27 protein-coding genes and 3 rRNA genes are annotated in these 25,392 nt (G+C 27.4%); 16 read left to right on the forward strand and 14 right to left on the reverse strand.

The annotated features are described in order from the left end of the window. Position 1: 1 nt before the first annotated feature. Genes AAHM85_RS00005 through AAHM85_RS00020 form a run of 4 tightly spaced genes read right to left on the reverse strand, consistent with a single transcriptional unit; the run spans position 2 to position 2,055 of the window. The gene (locus tag AAHM85_RS00005) at positions 2-904 is read right to left on the reverse strand and encodes an IS3 family transposase (protein WP_342261674.1); all 903 of its coding nucleotides are present in this window, start codon (positions 902-904) and stop codon (positions 2-4) included. After that, positions 885-1,379, reverse strand: coding sequence for a transposase family protein (locus AAHM85_RS00010; protein WP_342260487.1), 495 nt, complete (start codon positions 1,377-1,379; stop codon positions 885-887). Before AAHM85_RS00010 ends, AAHM85_RS00005 begins: the two co-directional genes overlap by 20 nt. Before the next feature lie 4 nt (positions 1,380-1,383). Next, a complete protein-coding gene (locus tag AAHM85_RS00015; protein ID WP_342260488.1) occupies positions 1,384-1,731 on the reverse strand; it encodes a transposase family protein in 348 nt (115 codons plus the stop codon). Positions 1,732-1,791: 60 nt separating this feature from the next. After that, positions 1,792-2,055, reverse strand: coding sequence for a transposase (locus AAHM85_RS00020; RefSeq protein ID WP_342260489.1), 264 nt, complete (start codon positions 2,053-2,055; stop codon positions 1,792-1,794). Positions 2,056-2,165: 110 nt separating this feature from the next. Between AAHM85_RS00020 and AAHM85_RS00025 the strand changes: the two genes are divergently transcribed. The 3 genes from AAHM85_RS00025 (at position 2,166) to AAHM85_RS00035 (ending at position 3,592) form a co-directional block, all read left to right on the forward strand. After that, positions 2,166-2,759 (forward strand): transposase, encoded by a 594-nt coding sequence (locus AAHM85_RS00025; protein WP_342260490.1) that lies wholly within the window; start codon positions 2,166-2,168, stop codon positions 2,757-2,759. A gap of 64 nt (positions 2,760-2,823) precedes the next feature. Then, entirely contained in the window at positions 2,824-3,171 is a 348-nt protein-coding gene (locus AAHM85_RS00030; protein ID WP_342260488.1) for a transposase family protein, read from the forward strand. 4 nt (positions 3,172-3,175) lie between these two features. After that, positions 3,176-3,592 (forward strand): transposase family protein, encoded by a 417-nt coding sequence (locus tag AAHM85_RS00035; RefSeq protein WP_342260491.1) that lies wholly within the window; start codon positions 3,176-3,178, stop codon positions 3,590-3,592. On the opposite strand, the gene AAHM85_RS00040 is transcribed toward AAHM85_RS00035, so the two are convergent. From AAHM85_RS00040 to AAHM85_RS00075, 8 genes are all read right to left on the reverse strand, one after another. Beyond that, positions 3,579-4,699, reverse strand: a protein-coding gene (locus AAHM85_RS00040) for an IS3 family transposase (RefSeq protein ID WP_425289706.1) whose coding sequence is annotated in 2 segments (ribosomal slippage) — positions 3,579-4,456 and positions 4,456-4,699 — 1,122 coding nt in all. Because the reading frame shifts where the segments join, the coding sequence is not laid out codon by codon here. The genes AAHM85_RS00035 and AAHM85_RS00040 overlap by 14 nt on opposite strands. 39 nt (positions 4,700-4,738) lie before the next feature. Then, positions 4,739-5,506, reverse strand: a complete 768-nt coding sequence (locus AAHM85_RS00045; RefSeq protein WP_342260492.1) for a hypothetical protein — start codon at positions 5,504-5,506, stop codon at positions 4,739-4,741. An 11-nt stretch (positions 5,507-5,517) separates the two neighbouring features. Continuing rightward, positions 5,518-6,576 (reverse strand): hypothetical protein, encoded by a 1,059-nt coding sequence (locus tag AAHM85_RS00050; protein ID WP_342260493.1) that lies wholly within the window; start codon positions 6,574-6,576, stop codon positions 5,518-5,520. A 2-nt stretch (positions 6,577-6,578) separates the two neighbouring features. Beyond that, on the reverse strand, positions 6,579-6,770 hold the full coding sequence (locus AAHM85_RS00055; protein WP_174479934.1) for a hypothetical protein: 192 nt from the start codon (positions 6,768-6,770) through the stop codon (positions 6,579-6,581). A 209-nt stretch (positions 6,771-6,979) separates the two neighbouring features. Further along, the gene (locus AAHM85_RS00060; RefSeq protein WP_342260494.1) at positions 6,980-7,288 is read right to left on the reverse strand and encodes a hypothetical protein; all 309 of its coding nucleotides are present in this window, start codon (positions 7,286-7,288) and stop codon (positions 6,980-6,982) included. Between the two features lie 287 nt (positions 7,289-7,575). Continuing rightward, positions 7,576-7,782, reverse strand: a complete 207-nt coding sequence (locus AAHM85_RS00065; protein ID WP_174480363.1) for a hypothetical protein — start codon at positions 7,780-7,782, stop codon at positions 7,576-7,578. Between the two features lies 1 nt (position 7,783). Then, complete coding sequence (locus AAHM85_RS00070; RefSeq protein WP_342260495.1) at positions 7,784-8,017, reverse strand: hypothetical protein; 234 nt, start codon at positions 8,015-8,017, stop codon at positions 7,784-7,786. Beyond that, positions 8,017-8,265, reverse strand: coding sequence for a hypothetical protein (locus tag AAHM85_RS00075; protein WP_342260496.1), 249 nt, complete (start codon positions 8,263-8,265; stop codon positions 8,017-8,019). Before AAHM85_RS00075 ends, AAHM85_RS00070 begins: the two co-directional genes overlap by 1 nt. 270 nt (positions 8,266-8,535) lie before the next feature. Between AAHM85_RS00075 and AAHM85_RS00080 the strand changes: the two genes are divergently transcribed. From AAHM85_RS00080 to rrf, 10 genes are all read left to right on the forward strand, one after another. Continuing rightward, a complete protein-coding gene (locus AAHM85_RS00080) occupies positions 8,536-8,883 on the forward strand; it encodes a transposase family protein (RefSeq protein WP_342260488.1) in 348 nt (115 codons plus the stop codon). 4 nt (positions 8,884-8,887) lie between these two features. Next, on the forward strand, positions 8,888-9,382 hold the full coding sequence (locus tag AAHM85_RS00085; protein WP_342260487.1) for a transposase family protein: 495 nt from the start codon (positions 8,888-8,890) through the stop codon (positions 9,380-9,382). Between the two features lie 208 nt (positions 9,383-9,590). Beyond that, positions 9,591-10,091 (forward strand): IS3 family transposase, encoded by a 501-nt coding sequence (locus AAHM85_RS00090; protein WP_342260497.1) that lies wholly within the window; start codon positions 9,591-9,593, stop codon positions 10,089-10,091. A gap of 189 nt (positions 10,092-10,280) precedes the next feature. Then, positions 10,281-10,490, forward strand: a complete 210-nt coding sequence (gene rpmF, locus AAHM85_RS00095; protein WP_281747878.1) for a 50S ribosomal protein L32 — start codon at positions 10,281-10,283, stop codon at positions 10,488-10,490. A gap of 161 nt (positions 10,491-10,651) precedes the next feature. After that, positions 10,652-11,146, forward strand: coding sequence for a hypothetical protein (locus tag AAHM85_RS00100; RefSeq protein ID WP_342260498.1), 495 nt, complete (start codon positions 10,652-10,654; stop codon positions 11,144-11,146). Beyond that, positions 11,107-11,484 carry a transposase gene (locus AAHM85_RS00105; protein WP_342260499.1) on the forward strand — a complete coding sequence of 126 codons (378 nt, stop codon included), beginning with the start codon at positions 11,107-11,109 and terminating at the stop codon, positions 11,482-11,484. Before AAHM85_RS00100 ends, AAHM85_RS00105 begins: the two co-directional genes overlap by 40 nt. Positions 11,485-11,608: 124 nt before the next feature. Next, positions 11,609-14,629: a DEAD/DEAH box helicase family protein gene (locus AAHM85_RS00110; protein WP_342260500.1), complete on the forward strand. Its 3,021-nt coding sequence runs from the start codon at positions 11,609-11,611 to the stop codon at positions 14,627-14,629. Between the two features lie 245 nt (positions 14,630-14,874). Beyond that, positions 14,875-16,397 (forward strand): 16S ribosomal RNA (locus tag AAHM85_RS00115). A gap of 192 nt (positions 16,398-16,589) precedes the next feature. Further along, a 23S ribosomal RNA gene (locus tag AAHM85_RS00120) occupies positions 16,590-19,525 on the forward strand. An 81-nt stretch (positions 19,526-19,606) separates the two neighbouring features. Next, positions 19,607-19,713 (forward strand): 5S ribosomal RNA (gene rrf / locus AAHM85_RS00125). The 16S, 23S and 5S rRNA genes sit together here, the layout of an rRNA operon. Before the next feature lie 74 nt (positions 19,714-19,787). On the opposite strand, the gene AAHM85_RS00130 is transcribed toward rrf, so the two are convergent. Next, complete coding sequence (locus AAHM85_RS00130) at positions 19,788-20,585, reverse strand: Pr6Pr family membrane protein (protein ID WP_342260501.1); 798 nt, start codon at positions 20,583-20,585, stop codon at positions 19,788-19,790. A gap of 422 nt (positions 20,586-21,007) precedes the next feature. Here AAHM85_RS00130 and AAHM85_RS00135 point away from each other — a divergent pair, with 422 nt between their 5' ends. Then, positions 21,008-22,615, forward strand: a complete 1,608-nt coding sequence (locus tag AAHM85_RS00135) for a hypothetical protein (RefSeq protein ID WP_342260502.1) — start codon at positions 21,008-21,010, stop codon at positions 22,613-22,615. Between the two features lie 363 nt (positions 22,616-22,978). Here AAHM85_RS00135 and AAHM85_RS00140 read toward each other — a convergent pair whose 3' ends face one another. Beyond that, positions 22,979-23,791 carry a hypothetical protein gene (locus AAHM85_RS00140; protein ID WP_342260503.1) on the reverse strand — a complete coding sequence of 271 codons (813 nt, stop codon included), beginning with the start codon at positions 23,789-23,791 and terminating at the stop codon, positions 22,979-22,981. Between the two features lie 121 nt (positions 23,792-23,912). Here AAHM85_RS00140 and tsaB point away from each other — a divergent pair, with 121 nt between their 5' ends. After that, the gene (tsaB, locus tag AAHM85_RS00145; protein ID WP_342260504.1) at positions 23,913-24,494 is read left to right on the forward strand and encodes a tRNA (adenosine(37)-N6)-threonylcarbamoyltransferase complex dimerization subunit type 1 TsaB; all 582 of its coding nucleotides are present in this window, start codon (positions 23,913-23,915) and stop codon (positions 24,492-24,494) included. 52 nt (positions 24,495-24,546) lie between these two features. Next, on the forward strand, positions 24,547-25,389 hold the full coding sequence (locus AAHM85_RS00150) for a MurR/RpiR family transcriptional regulator (protein ID WP_342260505.1): 843 nt from the start codon (positions 24,547-24,549) through the stop codon (positions 25,387-25,389). Positions 25,390-25,392 lie beyond the last annotated feature (3 nt).

Here is a 25,392-nt window from a genome sequence, read left to right on the forward strand (position 1 = left end):
ACTATTTTTTGGTAGACATTTTTTCTTGATATTTAATGGGAGTTAAGTAGTTTAAAGTGCTGTGGATTCTTATATTGTTATATCAATTGATATAATCAAATAATTCTAATTTTAACTGTATTAATGATGTAAATTTTTTGTCATTAATAAATTCAGTCTTGAAAGTTTTAAAAGTTGCTTCAGCAACAGCATTGTCATAAGGACAACCTTTTTTACTTAAAGAGCGGGTAATATTGAATGCTAATAAAAGTTTGTTAATAATTTTATTATTAAATTCGTTACCTCGATCGCTATGAAATATTTGCATATCTTTTAAACAGCGATTTGATTGCATAAATGCTTGATATACCAATGATGCATCTTTTTTAGTACCTACACTATGTCCAACAATTTCGCGGTTAAATAGGTCTATTAATAAGCAAATATAGTTTCATTTACCATTAACTTCAACATAACTAAGATCACTGACAATCACCTCATTTTTAATTCTATTATTAAAGTTTCTATTAACAATATTAGTGATTTGTTCATTATTTACTTTATTACGATGATTTTTAAATGATAATTTAGTGTATTTTGACATTAAATTATGTTTATCCATAATTTTTTTAATTTTTCTTCTTGATAAATAAATTTCTTGTTTTTCTAGTATGACTTTTAATCTTCTTGTTCCATAAACACATTTGTTTTCTTTAAAAGCACTAATAACAGCTTGATCATAAATATTATTTTTGATTTTATCTTCTTTTTTCTTTAAATTAAAATAATATGTTGATTTAGAAATTTTTAAAAAACGACACATTGGGCGAATCTTATATTTTCATTTATTATTTGCAATAATCTCTACTTTCTGCCTATTATTAGTGCTGCTTGCTTTAAAAGACTTACTGCATAACGTTTTTAAGTTTTAATGATAAATTATAAAATCCTGCAATTAAATTAAATCTTAAAAATATTCGTTTTCTGGCTTTTCTAAATTTATAACCAATAATCTTAAAACATTTTAAAAATGCAAAAACATGTTCAATTTTTCTACGAGTTTTATTAATAATCTTATTAAAGATTTTGGTTTTATTTGTTTTAGGATTATTTTTGCTAATTTTAATGGGTAAAAATGTATTAGCATGAATTTTTTGTAAACCTTGATAACCTTTATCTGCAAGAATTATAGTTTCTGGTAAAAACTTTAACTTTGAATTCTTAAAAGTTTTAAAATCATGATTTTTACCAATATCAGAAAAAATATTTAAAATTTCATTAGTATTTGCATTAATTACGGTTTGAAACTTAACAGTATGCATTCATTTTTTACCAGAAAATCAATCTTTTTGGTTATATTTTGGTCGTTCTGTTTCTACCTCTGTTACATCAATTATCAAAATTTTATTTTTTAATTCTTCTTTTTAAAAAAATATTTTTATTTGTTAAATTATTAAACTTATTATTCTTTATTAAAATATCTTCAATTGAACGAATATTTCGTAAAGCAGTAGTATCAACCATACCATACTCAGCACCAATACTATGATATGTACGATTTTCATATAAATATCTTAAACTCATTACTAGTCGATCTTCTATTGACATTTTATATGGCCTTCCACCAATAGTAGTTTTGAGTTTTTGATGTTCTAATAAAATATTTAAAATTTCGTTAAAAACGAGTTTATTAATACCCACTATTTTACGAAAATATTGATCAGATTTATCTTTTAATTCAAAATATGTCATAAAGTTTATCCTTAACTATTCAAATTTTATTTTAATAATAACAAAAAAATAAAAAGTTAACTAGTTATGCAGTAAGTCTAAAATATCATTTTCCATTCGTAATTGTTTTAATTCTTTATTCATTTGAATTAATTGTTTTTCTAAATCAGAAAGATTATCTTTAGTTTTAAAACTTCCCGAATTAGTAAATTGCTTAATTCATTTATATGCAACTGCTCTTGTAACATTGTACTCTTTAACAAGACAAGATACTGATTTGCCACTTTGATATAAAGCTACTATTTGTTTTTTAAATTCATCTGTATATGAAGTAATATTGGCCATAATTATATTTCCTTTCTTTTAACAAATATTGTTATTTGTCTACATAATTAGTGTCCAATAAATTGTAGCCGATCCAATAATTAAAAATAATTAATACAGAAGGAGAAATTATGAATTATAAAGTTTATTCAAAAGAAACAAAATTAGCCGTTGTTAATGAGTATTTAGTTGATAAAAAACTAAAAATACATGAAATTCAAGTCAAATATAAATTATCAACTCCAGTATTAATTTATAATTGGGTTAACCAATATCAAATTAAAGGTGAAAATGCATTCACCAAAATTTCTAAATCCCAAACTTCTCACAGGATCGATAAGAAAGATATTGAAATTAAACTATTAAACAAAGAAATTGATAAACTTAGAAAACAAGCTTTAAAAGATGAGGTTGAAAAAGAACTTTTAAAGGAGCAATTAGCCTGTGAAAAGAAATTAACAAGGGGAAAAAATAGTAAATTATTAAAATATAAGTGTTTTTTAATAGTAGAAAAATATAAGCAAAAAGGTCATCAATTAAATAAAATTATTGTTTACATAGCTATTAGCAAAACAGCATACTATTTATGAGTAAAAAAAGGTAAAAAGCAATATCAATCAAAAATTAATGATAATTTGATACAAGCAATAAACAAAATAGTTCTCATTAAAAATGAAAAAAAGTACATTAATATCACTAGTTTTGAAAAAAGACTTACTGCATAACTAGTTAACTTTTTATTTTTTTGTTATTATTAAAATAAAATTTGAATAGTTAAGGATAAACTTTATGACATATTTTGAATTAAAAGATAAATCTGATCAATATTTTCGTAAAATAGTGGGTATTAATAAACTCGTTTTTAACGAAATTTTAAATATTTTATTAGAACATCAAAAACTCAAAACTACTATTGGTGGAAGGCCATATAAAATGTCAATAGAAGATCGACTAGTAATGAGTTTAAGATATTTATATGAAAATCGTACATATCATAGTATTGGTGCTGAGTATGGTATGGTTGATACTACTGCTTTACGAAATATTCGTTCAATTGAAGATATTTTAATAAAGAATAATAAGTTTAATAATTTAACAAATAAAAATATTTTTTTAAAAAGAAGAATTAAAAAATAAAATTTTGATAATTGATGTAACAGAGGTAGAAACAGAACGACCAAAATATAACCAAAAAGATTGATTTTCTGGTAAAAAATGAATGCATACTGTTAAGTTTCAAACCGTAATTAATGCAAATACTAATGAAATTTTAAATATTTTTTCTGATATTGGTAAAAATCATGATTTTAAAACTTTTAAGAATTCAAAGTTAAAGTTTTTACCAGAAACTATAATTCTTGCAGATAAAGGTTATCAAGGTTTACAAAAAATTCATGCTAATACATTTTTACCCATTAAAATTAGCAAAAATAATCCTAAAACAAATAAAACCAAAATCTTTAATAAGATTATTAATAAAACTCGTAGAAAAATTGAACATGTTTTTGCATTTTTAAAATGTGAAATGGCAACCCTTTTTAGGACTATTTTTTGGTAGACATTTTTTCTTGATATTTAATGGGAGTTAAGTAGTTTAAAGTGCTGTGGATTCTTATATTGTTATATCAATTGATATAATCAAATAATTCTAATTTTAACTGTATTAATGATGTAAATTTTTTGTCATTAATAAATTCAGTCTTGAAAGTTTTAAAAGTTGCTTCAGCAACAGCATTGTCATAAGGACAACCTTTTTTACTTAAAGAGCGGGTAATATTGAATGCTAATAAAAGTTTGTTAATAATTTTATTATTAAATTCGTTACCTCGATCGCTATGAAATATTTGCATATCTTTTAAACAGCGATTTGATTGCATAAATGCTTGATATACCAATGATGCATCTTTTTTAGTACCTACACTATGTCCAACAATTTCGCGGTTAAATAGGTCTATTAATAAGCAAATATAGTTTCATTTACCATTAACTTCAACATAACTAAGATCACTGACAATCACCTCATTTTTAATTCTATTATTAAAGTTTCTATTAACAATATTAGTGATTTGTTCATTATTTACTTTATTACGATGATTTTTAAATGATAATTTAGTGTATTTTGACATTAAATTATGTTTATCCATAATTTTTTTAATTTTTCTTCTTGATAAATAAATTTCTTGTTTTTCTAGTATGACTTTTAATCTTCTTGTTCCATAAACACATTTGTTTTCTTTAAAAGCACTAATAACAGCTTGATCATAAATATTATTTTTGATTTTATCTTCTTTTTTCTTTAAATTAAAATAATATGTTGATTTAGAAATTTTTAAAAAACGACACATTGGGCGAATCTTATATTTTCATTTATTATTTGCAATAATCTCTACTTTCTGCCTATTATTAGTGCTGCTTGCTTTAAAATATCATTTTCCATTCGTAATTGTTTTAATTCTTTATTCATTTGAATTAATTGTTTTTCTAAATCAGAAAGATTATCTTTAGTTTTAAAACTTCCCGAATTAGTAAATTGCTTAATTCATTTATATGCAACTGCTCTTGTAACATTGTACTCTTTAACAAGACAAGATACTGATTTGCCACTTTGATATAAAGCTACTATTTGTTTTTTAAATTCATCTGTATATGAAGTAATATTGGCCATAATTATATTTCCTTTCTTTTAACAAATATTGTTATTTGTCTACATAATTAGTGTCCAATAAATTGTAGCCGATCCAAATTCACTCTTTAACGAATGAATATAATTTAAAGCACGACTATTATATCTTTGTAAATAAGACCTAGGAAATCATAAACTAAATGTCATAGTTTCGCCACTATAACTAGGTGGCAATCCACCACGTTTAATTATTTTCTTAGTTTGTCTTTTAGATAAGACAACTTTATTATAGTCATCAACATTAGTATAAATATTCAATTTAAATTTAACTAAAAATAATAAAATACGCATTCTTTTAACTTGAACAATATATTCTACTTTTTCACGTGCTTGTTTTGGTATTCTATCGGGGTGTTGTTCAATCATATACATAATTCCATTAAAATTATGACCTATCAATTTACAAAACATTCCTAAACTTTCTTGTGTTTCTTTAAATTCGGGTGATAAATCATTACTATTAATTTTTAAACCTAATTCATCAAAAACAAGCATATCATTCTCTTTAAAAGCATAATTACTATTTAATTGATTAAATTTAAAAACATCATCATAAGAACAACGATAACTATACTCATTACGCACTTTAATAGGAATAGGACTTACTACCCTACCCTTATGTTTTTGTGCTAAACAACAAGCAAGAGCAGATTTACCAGTACGTGGTGGTGCTGAAATAATATAACTACCTACACGTTGTAATATCTTTATATTTTTTCTAGTTATTAAAAATGGATAAACTATTATTAATAATAAAACTCCTAAAAGTAAATAACCATATCAAGGCATTATTTCAACTCCTAACCAACTAAAAATCCAACTGCTTTTAAAAATACTCATAATGTTAAAACTTGTTCTAAACCACTAGTAAAATCAACATTTAAAACAGAACTAATAGTATCATCAAAAATACGCCTTAATAATCCATCAAGTTTAGTAAAAAATTCTCTTAATGGTTCAACTGGTAAAACTTTACCAACAACACCATAAAGTACTCACCTAAAAGCATTACGCAAATGACCAAAAACATCATATCAACTAACACGTTCATACTCAGGGTTAAAAGGGCTATTTGGTGGTACTGGTGTTACTTTCTCACTTGAAAAAATATTAATTTGACCAAAATTTAATTGTGGTGAAAAAGTTGGACTAGTTGATTCACCATGAACATCAAAAAACACTGTTAAATGTCTTAAATTTGGAACACGAATAGGCATAGTAACAAAATTATATAAATCTTGTTGATAAATATCATTATCAACTTTACCTTTAAAAACATATTTTGTATCACCAACATTATCTAAAAAACTAAAAACAAAATTAGCAGTAAAAGTTTTAAAATATTCATATTCAAAATAAAACATAAAACCTTGAATATAAAAACTTAAAGGTTTATCAATTTCAAAATTTAACTGTGTTTGAAAATTTATAATACTTTTACCAGTATTAACAAAATTTAAATTATTAGTATTCTTTTCTGCAACATAATTATGATTAAACATAATACGTGAAAATTCATCTAATTGTTTTCTATTAAAAGTATAAACGCCAGTTCCCATATCTATCATTTGTGATGGAACACCAACTGTATCACTATAATAATAACACGTATATAAACCTTCATTATTACCTATAAATTCACCACTAACTAATTTTAAATCCGGTTGGTCAACATCAAAATAAGCAGAATTTCATGGAATTGTTGCTCAATCATCAAAATTATGGTATTTAACATGTTTAACCATTTCTTTTGTAATATCATAATTAACAACATTAGGGTCATTTGAAGCAATTAAACTAGTCGGTGCTTGAACAGAAGTATTTACAACAAAAAATAATTTAGCAAACTTAAATCACATAATTATTTACCAAATAAACATTTTAAAATTCACCATGAACCATAAAATAAAACAAATCCAATAAAAAACTGTGTTCCATAAACTACTAAATTTCATAAAATAGTAGTAAAATCATCAACTGGATTACCTATAAACATAGTTCAATAATCAACTATACATTGATGTATTTTATTATAAATTTCTAAAACACTCATACTTAACACCTACCCAAACAATGACCTAAAAACAAATTTAATACTACGATAAATAAAATTAAAAAATACACCTAATACCAACCAAAAAGTCAAATTAAACAAAATATAAACTTCATTAGTAATATTTGGTTGATTTAAAAATATTTGAATATCTTTACTAGAAAATATAAAAATAAAATGCAATATACTAAGAACAAAATTAGACATAATTAATTACCTACATTTATTCCACTAACATCTTGTGTTTGTTTATGTCCCTTAGCAATTTGTTTACCAACTCATGATGAACCTTTATAAAATTTAACAGAAGCACGACCCATAGTTTTAACATTCTGTCCTAAATCTAACGTTGGTAACATTAATTCGGGTAAAATAACCCTAAATGCAAATCTAAGCAAAATCAAAAATATCATTAACGTACCCAAATTAAAACCTAAATCACCAAGTGGAAAACTAAAAAACTTCATAAAAATTGAAGCAAATAAATGCATAACTGTTGTAATAAAAGGTATAAACATAATTTCACATCCTAATGTCTTGTAAATCTAAATAATCCTAAAATTAAATAAAATACAAAACTAACATTTATTAAAGCAAGAATAGGCAAAGGTAAAGTATATAAACTATCATAAAAAAACGACTTAATAAAAAGTGTCACAGTATGTAATCCAGCAAAAGAACTTAAATACTGCATATAAATAGTTTGTACCAAAGTATTAACAACTGGTAAAAGTCTACCCAATAAAGGTAAAACAAAAACCAAACTAAAAAATAACTTTACCATTTACTTACTCCTTTCTAATTACTAATGAGTTCCATGGATAATATGACCAACAAACTGCTTAATAAATACAAGAACCATAAATACAATTGAAATTAACACTGGTCAATTTGTAAGTGTTCCACCATCACCAGTAGTAAATACTCAACCAAAAATATAAGTAAAAGCATTTAATAATTGTTGTCCAACACCACCAATCATATTTAATAATGCTGATAGTCCAGCGGGCATATTAATCACCCCCTTTCTCTAATTCTTTTTGTTGTTTTTCCATTTCTAATTTACGTTTCTTCTTTTCAAAATCTTTACGACAAAAAGTACAATCCGGTTCACTATCATTATCTTTTATATGTTTTTTATGTTTAAATCTTTGTATACCTTCACGTATTCAATTTCTACAAAACCAAAGAATTAAACAAAAACCACCAATATATAACGCATATTTTATAATTTCTTTCATGTCCATTATTTAACACTTCCTTTTTTTCTTTTTTTTAAAAAATTAATTAAACTAAATAATTCATAAACAATTACTAAAACAAAAAGTAAAATATTAATCCCTAAATCTAAACCGATAAAAAAGTCAAAATTACCATTTATAATATTATGTATTTCAGCAACAGTTCAAACCATAGAAAAGAAACCAACAATAAAACAAAAAACATGAAATTTAGAAGTGTCATACCACTTTTTTTTAATTTCTTTATTTTCCATTATTAAACACCACCTAGTGTATAAGCATAAGAATAATCCCAGTTTAAACTTACTCTATCTAAATTAATCTCCGACATACTATCATCATTTAAATCAACATCAACCATACTGTCATCTGTACTTTGATAATCACTAACACTAGCATTAATTAATCTTGCCCTTTCATCAGTAAATACTTCTTGTAATTCAGTAGACTTACTGCATAACTAGTTAACTTTTTATTTTTTTGTTATTATTAAAATAAAATTTGAATAGTTAAGGATAAACTTTATGACATATTTTGAATTAAAAGATAAATCTGATCAATATTTTCGTAAAATAGTGGGTATTAATAAACTCGTTTTTAACGAAATTTTAAATATTTTATTAGAACATCAAAAACTCAAAACTACTATTGGTGGAAGGCCATATAAAATGTCAATAGAAGATCGACTAGTAATGAGTTTAAGATATTTATATGAAAATCGTACATATCATAGTATTGGTGCTGAGTATGGTATGGTTGATACTACTGCTTTACGAAATATTCGTTCAATTGAAGATATTTTAATAAAGAATAATAAGTTTAATAATTTAACAAATAAAAATATTTTTTTAAAAAGAAGAATTAAAAAATAAAATTTTGATAATTGATGTAACAGAGGTAGAAACAGAACGACCAAAATATAACCAAAAAGATTGATTTTCTGGTAAAAAATGAATGCATACTGTTAAGTTTCAAACCGTAATTAATGCAAATACTAATGAAATTTTAAATATTTTTTCTGATATTGGTAAAAATCATGATTTTAAAACTTTTAAGAATTCAAAGTTAAAGTTTTTACCAGAAACTATAATTCTTGCAGATAAAGGTTATCAAGGTTTACAAAAAATTCATGCTAATACATTTTTACCCATTAAAATTAGCAAAAATAATCCTAAAACAAATAAAACCAAAATCTTTAATAAGATTATTAATAAAACTCGTAGAAAAATTGAACATGTTTTTGCATTTTTAAAATGTTTTAAGATTATTGGTTATAAATTTAGAAAAGCCAGAAAACGAATATTTTTAAGATTTAATTTAATTGCAGGATTTTATAATTTATCATTAAAACTTAAAAACGTTATGCAGTAAGTCTAAAGTAAGATTAGAGTTAAAAATAAAAAATAAAGGTCTTAAATGCAGTAAAACAAGCATAAAACAAATATTAAAAGATAATAATATTAAATTATTATTAGAACCTAAATCAACAAATAGAGTAGTAGAAAATAGTGATTTAAAAAATAATAAAGATTTATTAAAACGTAATTTTTCAAGTAATAACTTTCTTGAAAAAGTTGGTATGGATGGCACATGATTTAAAAATATAATTATTGGTGATAAAAAAACAAATTTATTAGTTGTTTTTGCTACTGATATGTACAGTAATTCAATTGTTGGCTGAAAAATAAACAAAAGTGAAAATGCCAAAACTGTGTTAAATGTGGTTAATCAAATAGAATTAGCGAGTGCTAAACAATGTAATTTTACGACTATTCAATCAGATTTAGGTTCTACTAATACAAGCGAAATTGTTAGTAAAGTTTTTAATACAAGTACTAATCTAATTCACTCAAAAAGTCTATCAGGTTTTAAAGGTAATCAAGTTAGTGAATGTTTAAATCGTTGAATTAAAAGAGATTTTAAAATGATGTTTGGTAGCACTTTTGAAAGTATGGAAAGTTTTAATAAAATATTAGAAAAATTTGTTAGATATTGAAACAATGATAGAATAGTTATTAGATTGAAAATGCCTCCAAATCAATTTGTACAGATTTGAAGACAAGAAAGTAAACTTATCTAACCAATGCCAAATAACTTATTTTAGGATTATAAAATAATTAAAATATTTTTTAATTTATAACAATAAATAAAATATTTGATTTATTAGTATTTTATTTCCAAAAATTTGAAAAACTTATCAAAAAAAATAGATTTTTCTGATAAATCAATATATAATTTATGAGATATGAAAGTAAGGAGGCAACAGACTATGGCAGTACCAGCAAGAAGAACGTCAAAAATGCGTAAAAATACACGTCGTGCCCATGATAGTTTATCTGCAACAACTACAACTAACTGTTTAAATTGTGGAGCAATTACTAAACCACATCATGCTTGTATGAAATGCAAGACATACAAAGGTGTAAGTATTACTAATCCATTACAAGCAGAAAAAACATCATCAACAGAAAAAAAATAAAATATGAAAATATCTTATCTTAGATACCTTCCACTTATTTATTTAAAATATTATTTTAAATATTAGAGGTTTTTTTACTTTACAAAATTATTTTATAATAGTTAATAATATATTAAAATATAGATTATAAGTTATTAACGGACTTCTTCCCACATGTACTTGTGGAGGGAACAATGAAACTGAATGAGTTCAATAATGCTTTTCAAAATGAACAGCAATGTCTTGCATATATAGCAAATTTGAAAGAAAACAAATGTATTAGGTGTTCTAGTTTTAATTTGAATACTTCTGATTTAAAAAGAATAAGATGTTTGAAATGTAATCAAACATTTAGTATTCTCACGGGTACCATATTTTCAAGGTCACAAACATCTTTAAGATCATGATTTTACCTCATCTTTAGATGAATAAACACCAAACATGGAATTCCATCAACTGATTTTTCAAAAGAATTGAGAGTGACCTTAAAAACAGCATGGAGAATGGGTCATAAAATTAGAACACGTATTGCAAAACAAGAACCTCAATTTATTGTTGAAGGCACAGTGCAAATTGATGAAATGTATCTTTCACATATGGCTTTTAAAAAACAAGGAAGATCCTTGAAAATAAAGCATTGATTGTTGGCATTTATGAAAAAACAACTAATAATTTAATTGTGAAAGTATTGAAAAATGTAAAGAGTAAAAGTCTTTTGAATTTTGCAAGAAGCCACATTTCTTCAAAATGTCATGTATATACTGATGATTGAAAAGGATATTGCGATTTCAAATTGGTTTTCCCAAAACATAAAACAGTTAACCATCTTGATGGTTATGTTTCAAAAACTGGTGTAAATACCAATCAAATTGAATCAGTTTGAAAACATATAAGAAGAACATTTAAAACACATATCAAAGTTGCAAAACATCATGTTTATTTATATGCCAAAGAAGCTGCATATAAATTCAATAAGATACCTAGTTTTGAAATTGTAATGCTGTGTTTAATTTAAAAATGTGGGGAAGAAGTCCGTAGATACGCTTTTCTCAGCATTTATGTGATAAAATTAAAAAATAGTACATAAAGGGAGAAAAGCGTTTATTAAAATAGACACTATTTATTAGGAAGTGTAGAGTATGAAAAATAAGGGCTATTATGATTTATTATTAAAGATTAGTGATGATATTACCAATAATTTTCAAACATCACATATTAATGATGAAAAAGAATTAATTAAAGACATTGATCATTATTTAGTTAAACAACTAAATAATACTTTAATTGAACAATTAAAAACCATTAAATCACCAGAAGCGAAAATTGATTTTTTAAATCAAATCATAAGTAATTTTACTACTAATAAATTTAGTAATAACATTTTACTACAAGTAAATGATAGTATCATCGATAATCCTTTAACTTCTAATATTAGATTAAGTGATAATTATCTATTTACTAATGAAAATCAACAAGCATTAATTAATTATTTAAATCAGGAAATCAGAACTTGTGATGAAGTATACTTTATTTATCCTTTTATATCAAATTCAATTCTTAATAAGTTACGTTCATCATTTACTTATGCTTTAAATCATAATATTACTATTAATTTTATTACTACTACTTTTGATGATATGGCTTTATTTGTTAATTTATATGCATTAGTTAAAATAATAAAAAAGTATCCTAATATTAAAGTTAAAGTTGAAAATAATTTAGAAAAACGTAGTGAAAGAATTCATATTAAAGCTGCTATCTTTAAACGAAATTCAGGCTTTTCTTCAGCAATTATTGGTTCATCAAATTTAACGCAAAAAGGTTTAGCTAGCGGTCGTGAATGAAATATTAAAATTAATGAATTTGATAATAAGCAACTATATCAAAATATTTTAAATCAGTATTATAAATTATTAAATGATAATTTAGTTGATTTAAATGATGAACAACAACGATTACAATTACTATCACGAATTGAATATAATCGATTGCTTGTAAATAAAAAAGATGAACAATGATTAGTAACCAATTATTTTCTTTATGATTTTCAAATTGCCTTAATTAATAAATTAAAGTTAAGAAGAAAACTTAAAAAAACAAAACATTTAATTGTCATGGCAACAGGTGTTGGTAAAACAGTAGTATCTGCTTTTGACTATTTAAATCAAATCAAAGAAAATAATAATCAAAAACCTTCAATTTTATTTTTAGCACATCAAAGAGAAATTATTGAACAAGCATTTATTACTTTTCGAAAAGTAATAAATGATAAAAACTTTGCAACTATTTTAAATAGTAAACAAAATAATTTTCAAGAACAATATTTATTTGCAACAGTACAAACTGTACATAGACATCTAAATAAGTTTAAACGTCAACAATTTGATATTATTATTTTTGATGAAGCTCATCATTTGGCTGCAAAAACTTTTCAGACAATTTTTAATTATTTTCACCCTAAACAAATTATTGGTTTAACAGCAACACCAGAACGAGAAGATAATAAAAATATTATTAATTATTTTGATAATGAGTTTGCACATGAATTACGATTATGAGATGCAATTAATGAAAAACTTTTATCACCATTTGATTATTATTGTATTGATGACATTACTGCTGATTTAACTGGTATTGATTTAAATAATGATCAACAATTATTTAAAAAATTAAATACTGAAGCAAGAAATAAGTTATTATTAGACGTAATTAATGACTATATTGGATTTTATAATAATCGGATTTGTTTAATTTTTTGTATTAACATTACTCATGCACAAATTGTTGCTAGATTTTTGCAAAATCAGGGTTTAAAAGCAGATTTTTTAACAAGTAAAAACCAAGCTAATCGTAGTAAAACAATTAATGATTTTAAAAATAAAATCATTAATTATTTATGTGTAGTAAATATTTTTAATGAAGGAATTGATATTCCTGAAATTGATACTATTATTTTATTACGACCAACTAATTCAAAAACAGTATATTTACAACAATTAGGAAGAGGATTAAGAAAAACAGAAACTAAACATTGTTTAGAAGTTTATGATTTAATTGCTAATATTGATAAAAAATATGACATAACCATTGGTATTAAAAATCTTTCAAATTCACATATTATTGATGTTACTAAACAATTACCTAATAGTTTTAATTTACCTTATGGATGTACTATTACTTTAGAACCAAGAAGTCAAAACGTCATTTTAACTAATTTAAAGCAATGATATCAATCACGAAAAAAAATTTATTTGGTAATTCAATCATACTATCAACTTTATAATGATAATGCTATTTTTAAAATATTAATTGATTATGATTTGACAATTCAAGAATTTTATAATTTTTTAAATGATTTTTATTTACGAGTTGCAAAAAAAATAAAAAATTATCAACCCCATGATAATGATACTAATCGTAATCAAAATATTTTAAAACAATTCTTATTTTTAAATGATTATCAAATAGTTAATTATTTTTATTTAAGATTAAGTCAAGAATTAGATACTAAACTAATTAATTATCATTATGACAATTTATTAATAGCATCATTATTATATGAGGTTACAAGTAATAAAGTGTTTAATTGTATTTTTCCCAATTTTAATGAAATATCATGTTTAGTTACATATTTCATTGAAAATAACAAATTAGTTGTTAATGAACTAAAAATTATTCTTAAATATAAATTAGATTATGAAACATTATTACTTAATGAACATTTTAATCAAGATTATCCTTTATTATCTTATCAATCAACATTTACTGTTCATCAGGCACTATGTGCAATTAATCGTGTTAATTTTAATAAAAAACTTGGACCTTTAAAAATTATTGCTTTTCAAGCGGGTCATTTGACATTTAATGAAAATAAATCAGTAATTTTTGCAGATATTGATGGAACAAATTATGGTAAATTAACTAGTTATAATAAATTAACAAAAGAATATTACTGATCAATACCAGAAAATAAAACGATTAATTCAAAACTGGTAAAAGATTTACAAAATAATAATATTGAAAAAATATTATTATTAAATAATGATTGTAATAAAAAATTTAAAAATCTTGCTTTAAAGTTATATGACTTTATTGGTATTGGTCAATATCAATTAACAATTAAGAGCGATTATATTACTATTAAATTTTTAGTAGAATAAATAAAATTTTATTTTTTTTAATTTTATAAAAAAATTTAATAATTTTAATTTTAAAAAAATAATGCTTTTTTATGATAATTAGGTTGACAATAATTATGGCATGTTGTACTATTGTTATTGTCCCAAAAATAAATGGGTTACAAACTAGAAAAAACGATCTTTGAAAACTAAATAGAACAAGAATTAATCCGTCAATTTTTATTAAAAATTAAATAAGTCAGACATCATCTTTTAACAAAAACAATTTTATTGAGAGTTTGATCCTGGCTCAGGATTAACGCTGGCGGCATGCCTAATACATGCAAGTCGAACGAAAGTAGCAATACTTTAGTGGCGAACGGGTGAGTAACACGTATCTAATCTACCATTTAGTGGGGAATAACTGTTGGAAACGACAGCTAATACCGCATATGTTATTTATTTGCAATGATAAATAATGAAAGGAGCATTTGCTTCGCTAATTGATGAGGATGCGGCGTATTAACTAGTTGGTAAGGTAATGGCTTACCAAGGTAACGATGCGTAGCCGATCTGAGAGGATGAACGGCCACATTGGGACTGAGACACGGCCCAAACTTCTACGGAAGGCAGCAGTAGGGAATTTTTCACAATGGGCGAAAGCCTGATGGAGCAATGCCGCGTGACTGATGAAGGTCTTCGGATTGTAAAGGTCTGTTGTAAGGGAAGAAGTGCTAGAATAGGAAATGATTTTAGTATCGACCATACCTTTACCAGAAAGCCACGGCTAACTATGTGCCAGCAGCCGCGGTAATACATAGGTGGCAAGCGTTATCCGGATTTATTGGGCGTAAAGCGTGCGTAGACGGTTTTGCAAGTCTGAGGTTAAATTTAGGGGCTCAACCCCTAACCGCCTTGGAAACTACATTACTAGAGTATAGGAGAGGTTAGTGGAATTTCATGTGTAGCGGTGGAATGCGTAGATATATGAAGGAACACCAGTGGCGAAGGCGGCTAACTGGCCTATTACTGACGTTGTGGCACGAAAGCGTGGGGAGCAAATAGGATTAGATACCCTAGTAGTCCACGCCGTAAACGATGAGTACTAAGTGTTGCCATGAGGCAGTGCTGTAGCTAACGCATTAAGTACTCCGCCTGAGTAGTATGCTCGCAAGAGTGAAACTCAAAGGAATTGACGGGGACCCGCACAAGCGGTGGAGCATGTGGTTTAATTCGAAGCAACGCGAAAAACCTTACCAGGTCTTGACATACCTTGCGAAGCTATAGAGATATAGTAGAGGTTAACAAGGATACAGGTGGTGCATGGTTGTCGTCAGTTCGTGTCGTGAGATGTTTGGTTAAGTTCAGCAACGAACGCAACCCTTATCCTTAGTTGCCAGCATTAAGTTGGGGACTCTAAGGAGACTGCTAGTGTAAGCTAGAGGAAGGTGGGGACGACGTCAAATCATCATGCCCCTTATGACCTGGGCTACACACGTGCTACAATGGCTGATACAAAGAGTCGCTAAACCGCGAGGTCAAGCAAATCTCAAAAAGTCAGTCTCAGTCCGGATTGAAGTCTGCAACTCGACTTCATGAAGTCGGAATCGCTAGTAATCGCGAATCAGCAATGTCGCGGTGAATACGTTCTCGGGTCTTGTACACACCGCCCGTCAAACCACGAGAGTTGGCAATGCCAGAAGTCGGTATCCTAACCGTAAGGAGGGAGCTGCCAAAGGCAGGGTTGATGATTGGGGTTAAGTCGTAACAAGGTATCCCTACCGGAAGGTGGGGATGGATCACCTCCTTTCTATGGAGTTTGGTTTCTAATAAGAAACCAAGACAACAAGAAAAATTAGATCGATGATTTATTGGATTACTTCTTTTGTTCTGTTTAGTTTTCAGGGATTGTTTTCTCTGAGCAATTGTTCTTTAAAAACTGGATAATAGACATCTTTTAAAAAAAATAAGATAATTTTTATCTTGCAATAGGATATTCTAAAAATAAATTATTAAGAGCGTATGGTGGATGCCTTGGAATTGGAAGACGATGAAGGACGCGATTACCTGCGATAAGCTTCGGGGAGCTGGAAATAAGCTTTGATCCGGAGATGTCCGAATGGGGAAACCCACTATCTTTAATCAGATAGTACTGTACAATGAATTCATAGTTGTGCAGAGTGATACCTAGAGAATTGAAACATCTTAGTACCTAGAGGAAAAGAAAGCGAATGCGATTCCCTTAGTAGCGGCGAGCGAAAAGGGAGCAGCCTAAACCAGTCGTCAGACTGGGGTTATAGGACTGTCTATTAGGTTCGACCTATGAAGAGTTACAAAATTTATATATAGCAGAAGTTGTTGGGAAGCAACGCCATAGATGGTGAAAGCCCAGTATGCGAAATGTATAAATCTCTTGACAGTATCCTGAGTACGGCGAGGCACGTGGAACCTTGTCGGAATTTACGCAGACCACTGCGTAAGGCTAAATACTAACCAATTACCGATAGTGAACCAGTACCGTGAGGGAAAGGTGAAAAGTACCCCGAGAGGGGAGTGAAATAGTTTCTGAAACCATATGCTTACAACAAGTCGGAGCCCGTTAATGGGTGACGGCGTGCCTTTTGTAGAATGAGCCGGCGAGTTACGATTACATGCAAGGTTAAGTTGAAAAAACGGAGCCGAAGTGAAAGCGAGCCTGAATAGGGCGTTTAGTATGTGGTCGTAGACCCGAAACCAGGTGATCTAGCCATGAGCAGGTTGAAGTTAATGTAACAGTTAATGGAGGACCGAACCAACGTTCGTTGAAAAGACCGTGGATGACTTGTGGCTAGCGGTGAAATTCCAATCGAACCTGGAGATAGCTGGTTCTCCCCGATATAGTTTTAGGACTAGCGTCAGAATTAGTGCAATGGAGGTAAAGCTCTGAATGTATGATGGCCCCACCTCGGGGTACTGAATGCAATTAAACTGCGAATGCCATTGTTACATATCTGGCAGTCAGTCTATGGGTGATAAGGTCCATGGACGTGAGGGAAACAGCCCAGATCATCAGCTAAGGTCCCCAAATCAATGCTAAGTGGAAAACGATGTGGAATTGTTCAGACAGCTAGGAGGTTGGCTTAGAAGCAGCCATCCTTTAAAGAGTGCGTAACAGCTCACTAGTCAAATGATTCTGCGCGGAAAATGTACCGGGGCTAAGCATTGTACCGAAGCTATGGGTCTATATATGTTTACATATATTGTGGGCGGTAGGGGAGCGTTCTAATCTGCGACGAAGTTAGACCGGAAGGACTAGTGGAGCGTTTAGAAGTGAGAATGCCGGCGTGAGTAACGATTGAAGGTGAGAATCCTTCATGCCGATTGACCAAGGTTTCCTGGGCTAGGTTCGTCCACCCAGGGTTAGTCAGGACCTAAGGCGAGGCCGAAAGGCGTAGTCGATGGATAATAGGTTGATATTCCTGTACCACCATGGTGACTGATGGAATGACGGAGAAGGCTAAAATGTCCCAGTGGTTGGTAGTGCTGGGCTAAGTACAAAGAGGGTTGTGTAGGCAAATCCGCACAGCGTTAACCTTGAAGTACGATGGGGAGTGAACAGTTCGCTTAGTAACGAAGCATTTGATGCCATACTTCCAAGAAAAGTTTCTAAAGACATCACCATGGTGCCTGTACCGAGAACGGACACACGTGGTCAAGGAGAATATCCTAAGGCAAGCGAGATAACTATAGCTAAGGAACTCTGCAAAATAACCCCGTAAGTTAGCGAGAAGGGGAGCTCATAGCAATATGAGTCGCAGTGAAGAGGTCCGGGCGACTGTTTAGCAAAAACACAGCTCTCTGCTAAGTCGTAAGACGATGTATAGGGGGTGACGCCTGCCCAGTGCTGGAAGGTTAAAGAGATTTGTTAGCGTAAGCAAAGCTTTGAACTGAAGCCCCAGTGAACGGCGGCCGTAACTATAACGGTCCTAAGGTAGCGAAATTCCTTGTCAGGTAAGTTCTGACCCGCACGAAAGGCGTAACGATCCGGACGCTGTCTCGGCTATAGACTCGGTGAAATCTTAGTACCTGTGAAGATGCAGGTTACCCGCGATTAGACGGAAAGACCCCGTGGAGCTTTACTACAACTTGATATTGAATTTTGGTGTAGTTTGTACAGCATAGGTGGGAGACGTTGATATGCAGACGCTAGTAGGCATGGAGTCATCATTGGGATACCACCCTTGCTATATTGAAATTCTAACTTGAGACCATAATCTGGTCTAAGGACAGTGTCTGGTGGGTAGTTTGACTGGGGCGGTCGCCTCCTAAAAAGTAACGGAGGCGCCCAAAGGTACCCTCAATATGAATGGAAATCATATGTAGAGCGCAAAGGTAAAAGGGTGCTTGACTGCGAGACATACAAGTCGAGCAGGAACGAAAGTTGGGCTTAGTGATCCGGCGGTGCTGTGTGGAAAGGCCGTCGATCAACGGATAAAAGTTACCCCGGGGATAACAGGCTAATCTCTCCCAATAGTTCATATAGACGGGGAGGTTTGGCACCTCGATGTCGGCTCATCGCATCCTGGAGGTGTAGTCGCTTCCAAGGGTTGGGCTGTTCGCCCATTAAAGCGGTACGCGAGCTGGGTTCAGAACGTCGTGAGACAGTTTGGTCCCTATCTGTCGTGGGCGCAAGAAATTTGAGGAAAGCTGTTCCTAGTACGAGAGGACCGGAATGGACCTACCTCTGGTGCACCAGTTGTCACGCCAGTGGCACAGCTGGGTAGCTATGTAGGGCATGAATAAGCGCTGAAAGCATCTAAGCGCGAAGTCAGTTCCAAGATGAGATTTCTCATTCGAAAGAAGTAAGATCCCTTGAATACTACAAGGTTGATAGGTCAGGTGTGTAAGCATAGTGATATGTTCAGCTTACTGATACTAATAGATCGAGGATTTATTGAAGAATATATTCTCTATTGCAAATCAAAAGTAATCAAATTAAAGATGTCTGTTTCTAGTTTTTAGGGAGCAATTACTAAACTATTTGGTGTCCATGGCGGAGTGGTCACACCTGTTCCCATCTCGAACACAGCAGTTAAGCACTCCAGCGGCGAAAATACCAGCAATGGGAAAATAGCACGATGCCAAATTTTTTTGTTTGTGTTAATATTTAATAAATTGTATAAATAAGGCTTTAGAAATTAAAAGCCTTATTTTATTTTTTTTATAATTTAAAACCATAAGGATAAGTAATTATTGGAAAATTTGGTTTATCATCATCATGCTTTTTTTTATATTGTATGTTATTAATTCATAAATAAAGGTATTGTAAACCAATACTAATAATTAACAGAAAAATAATAGCAGTAACTAATACTCCTACACCATATTTTTGGTAGTTGAAAAAAAAGTAAGGATAACAAGTATTGATATTTTCTCCTTGTTTAACACGTACTACACCACGAACCATTATCATTACTACATAAAAACAAGGATAAAATAAAATAAATCACATATAAAGTTTATGATGATTTTTTAGTGAATAAAAATCACGTCCACATGATAAAACAAAATTTAAAATCATAACAATTGGCATAATTAGATTTAGAATTATTGTTTTAAATCATAAATAAATATCAGTTCCATATTTACTTCTTTCTTGGCTATTACTAATGATACCTATTCAAAATACTAACATTGTAATTGTAATATAAATAGTAATACTTAATAAAATATAAAAACTTGGTTTTGAATTTTCTTTAAATTTGCTTTCAAATAAAAAAGCAAATAAATAAATGAGTACTAAATAATTAGTTTGGGTTGTAAAATAAAAATAATAAATTGCTAATCTTTCAGTTGGTTTATCAATATTAGGAACAATGAAAGCATTGGGATAATTAATAGTAATTATTAAATCAAAAATTAAGAATAAAGAAATAATAAGTAGACCAAATAGACGTCAAATAAATTTAATAAGATTTCTTTTTTTTAATCGGTATTCACTACTATTTTTTCAATTCATATTTTTTCTCCTATTTATACTAGAATTAAATTTAATTTTTTATTATGATTGAATATGCTACTTATTTATTTAGTATATCAAGTTTTTCCTTATCACTATTAATATTTACTAACTGATTATTTAAAACACTTAATAAGTTAAAAAAAAATTAACTTATTAATTATTTAATCTTGATTTTTTGGTAATAAAGTTTATTATTAATGTTAAGGATATAATTTTTATCCTTATAATTTTAATGAATATATAAGTAATTATATAAGTATTAAAATTATATATGTTGATTTAACAAAAAGTTTAATAATTGATTATATATCCTTAGTTTTATTTTATTAAAACTAAGATTTTAAGTATTTCATTAAATATGCTTAATTTAATATTATAATTATAAACACAAATAATAGGTAAAAAAAGGAGTAATCATAATGACAAATTTCTTATCTTTTAGTTTTAAAACAATAAGTTTGGCTTTGGCATTATCTCTTACTAGTAGTTTAATGATAGTTACTAATCATCAATCTAATATTAATACTGTTAATGAGAGTAACAAACTTTCTGGGTTTCATATTACTGTTAAGGAAAATAATAAAAATTTAATTAGTGAAGCTAATACTTGAAATTCAATTAATAATAATTATGAAGATTTTATTAGATTGCAAAAAGAAGTAATAACAGAACAATTTAATGATTGATCAGACCTTATTAATAAAGTTAATAATAATCCAAATGATGATAATTTTACTAAAGATGTTAATAAGAAATTTAAGGATCAAATTGAAGACAAAACTAATAATATTTTACCAGATAATGGTATTAAATATTTTACTGATGAAGTTATTGGTCGTAGTATTGCTAAACAAAGTTTTAATGATATTGCTAGTTTTGGTTATGTTTATGTTGGTTACCATGATAATAGTTTACCAGCACAGATTAACAATGGTATTTTTGCAACGGTAAATCCTAGGGCAGATTTTAATAATTATTTTAGTATTCCTTATATGATTAAGCCAAGTGATGATTTTTTAAATAGTCATAAAAGTGTTCAAGATCGATTAGCAATTTTGCCACTTAATAATGGTAATCCTAATGATACTAATCAACCAATGTTAGCTATTTTAGCAAAAAATAAAAATGATAAGAATGAACAATTATTAATAAATGATAAAAATGATGAAGTTTTTGATAATGGTTCAATTAGTTATGCAATATTAAATCATAAACCAAGTGATGTTTTAAAACCAACTATTTTTAATATTAGTGTTAAAGGTAGTGGCTATAGTAAAACTATTAAGTTAACAAATAATAGTTCAAATATTCAATTTAGTACTATTAGTGATGAAAAAATTAAAGAAAATCCTGTAATTGCACCTCAATATTTAGTTCAAAATAATTCACAAGATAATAAAAATACATTAATAGTTATGAATAAAGTTATTGAGAAAGCTAAAGTAAATATTAGTAATTCACAACAACATTGATTAAAATGAAAAGTTGATTCACAAACTTTACAAAAAGCAAAAAATGATTCGGGAACACCTATTAAAGATGGTGATAATTTAACTCTTAATCAAGGAAGTAATTTTCAAGTTTATTGTATAGGTTTAGATACATCTGACTTGCAACGTCAAGTTGCTTCTGAACAATATATTACTGTTTATAGAAGTAATACAAAAATACCTAATTTTCCAAATTGTACTGATTTTTTTGAAAAAACTAATAATTTATTAGCAGGTTTTGAACAATATTTAACTAGTGCTACTAATAATAGTATTAAAATTGAAGATTTAAAAAATAATGCTGGTGAGTTTTTATCATGATTTATTCAATATCAAGGTGATATTACTAAACAAAATTATGTTAATTATTTACAAAGTAATAATTCAGATTGTCCCTGAGATGTTAATATACCATTAATAACTAAAACGTTAGTTAATAATTGAAATGTTATTATCATTTGTGTCTTCATTATTAGTTTTTTAACTATAATTCCAATAGTTGGTGTTATTATTCGTAAAAAGAAATATTTAAAATAAAATTTATCACTTTTATAAAATTAATAATCATAATTTACTTAAAAATACAATATATTATATAAAAATATAAAATGATAAGTGTAAAAAATATTATTACTTGTTTTTTCTTTTTAGTAAGTTACAATAAAAATGGCAGTTATAAATGTTTAGAAAATATTTAGGTAATGCCGGTTTTAATTTTATATTTGACTTTAAGTCCTTGTATACTATATATGCTATACAAGGACTTTTTATATAATTTTAAAATAAAATATATTAAGAAAAAGGAGGGAAAAAATAACAAAATAATATTTAAAAAATAATACAATTTCAAATTTTTACTTTTCACAAATATATATTCCTCCCTACAATTATTTTTCAATATTATTTACATTTAAAATTTGTATCTCTTAAGGCTGCTATTGGTTTATTATTTTTCTTATAAAGAATATTATTATAAAAAGTAAAAAGTAACATCAAAATTATGTACAAGATTAAAATTGCAAAGATATAAATAAAGAAAGTAGTTAAACTTTTATGAAAATCTAAAAATGGATATGGAAATGAATAATCAATTTCTGTTGTTCCTTTTCTCAAAAAACCAACAAAATTTCCTTTAGCAAGTGCATAACCTAAATATACAAACATGTAAATAGAAATAATTGGTATTCAAAGATATGTTTGTTTTCCAAGTTTTCAGTAGTATTTACCAGCAGAAAACATAAAATATAAAATCACTATCACTGGTACTATTAAATGTAATAAAAATGTATTTATAAAATTTAATATGCTAATACTATTGCTACTATCTAAATTATTTATCATTGGTTTAAATAATACAGCAAAAAATACGATAAGAGTTACAGTAATATAAACAGTAATGGCTAATGAAAAGCGCCCAAAAACAAACTGTGCGCGATTGTCATGAAAACGATTTGTTAATACAAAACAAAAGAAAAGAAAAACCAAAAAATTTGATTGAATAGTAAAGGTAGAAATCATTGTTCAAATACCAACTCATGGGCCATCTGAAGTTCATAAATTATGAGGATTAGGTGTTCCAACTGTTATTGGTTTATACTCAATTAAAACTATTGCAAATTGCATTATTAGAGCTATAATAGCAATAATTAGTCCAGATCAAAGTAAAAAATCAGAAAATTTACTTTTAAATCCTATATTTTTTCCTATTCTCATATGGATCAACTCACAATTCTATATTTTTCTATTTTAATTACATTATACATGATATTATAATAAGTATGTAAGATATTAGAAAATTATTAATAGCAACTAAATGAAATAATAAGGTGATGTTATGTATCAATTATATTTAGATACAACAAATAACAAATTAACAGTGGTGATTTTGCAAGGTAGTAAAATTTTAGCAAGTTCATCATTTATTGCTTGACAAAAACAAACAGAATTGGCAATTCCAACTATTACTAATTTACTTGTAAAATGTAAAATAAAATTAAAAGATATTTCAAAAGTAGTTATTGCAAATGGTCCTGGCAGTTATACTGGAATTAGAGTAGCAATTACTTTTATCAAAACACTTAAAGTTTTGAATAGTTTTTTAAAGGTTTTTACTATTAATAGTTTATTATTACAGGCAGGATTAATAAAATCAATAAGTGTTTTGTCAGCATACAATAATAAAAGTTATTTGGCAGTATGTGATAATGGAAAAATAATTATTCAGCCGCAATTAGTAGATGAAAATGCTAAAATTGGTATTATTAGTGATTTACTAGATTATAAAATAATTGAAAATTTAGAAAAGTGTAATATTGTGGAAAATTTTCAAAAGTTGTCACCATATTTTATCAAAGTAAAAAACATAGAAGATTTGCAACCATATTATATTAATGATTCATTTTCATCACATAATTAATAAAAATAATAATATTTAAATATTTTACATTAGTTTAAAAAGGAGTTTTTACATGCTTATCAATGATAATTTTTGATCTAGAGTATCAAAGGAAGAAAATAATTTCACAAAAAAAGAAAAAGTTCTTATTAACTATATTAATAAGAATAGTCAAAAAATGGATCAAGTTACTATTAGTTCTTTGGCTAAAGAAAATACTGTTGGTTATAGTGTTGTTTATAATTTAATTAAGAAGTTGGGATTTAAAGGTTATCGTGAATTTATCATTAGTTTAGCTGCGCAAGAAACTACTTTCAAAGCTTTAAATCGTGAGTTTTTTGGTGATCGTAGTGTTTTAAAAGAACATTATAAAAAACTGATGGATTTAAATGATTCAACGATTAATTATGAAGAATTACAAAGATTTATTAATTGAATAGATGATAATCGTAAAGCTTGTATTTATTTAGCAGGCATTGGTCATTCTGGTTTAGGTGCGGAGGATTTATCAAATAAATTATATCGATTTGGTTTACGATCAATCTGTTTAAATAAAGATGATGATAGTATTTTAATGCATGCTTCTTTAATTATTCCAGAAGATGTAATAATTCTTTTTTCATTATCAGGCAAAACCGCTACTATTGTTGAAACAGCTAAACTTGCTAAAAGGAATAATGCTAAAATTGCAGTTGTTACATCACAAGATAAAACCGAATTAGTAACTTATGCTGATTGAACATTTAATATTGTTTCTTCAGGACTTTATGAAGCACAAGAAATATTTATTTCTCCATTATTTGCTATTACTTATTTTAATGATTTAGTAACAACCTATTTATTAAAATCAAAACATAAAGATTGATATTTAGAAAATAGAATTAAAACTAATAAAGTAATTAAAAAATTTAATTAATTT

This window comes from Spiroplasma endosymbiont of Notiophilus biguttatus (genome assembly GCF_964030985.1).
Taxonomy (GTDB): domain Bacteria; phylum Bacillota_I; class Bacilli_A; order Mycoplasmatales; family VBWQ01; genus Spiroplasma_E; species Spiroplasma_E ixodetis_A.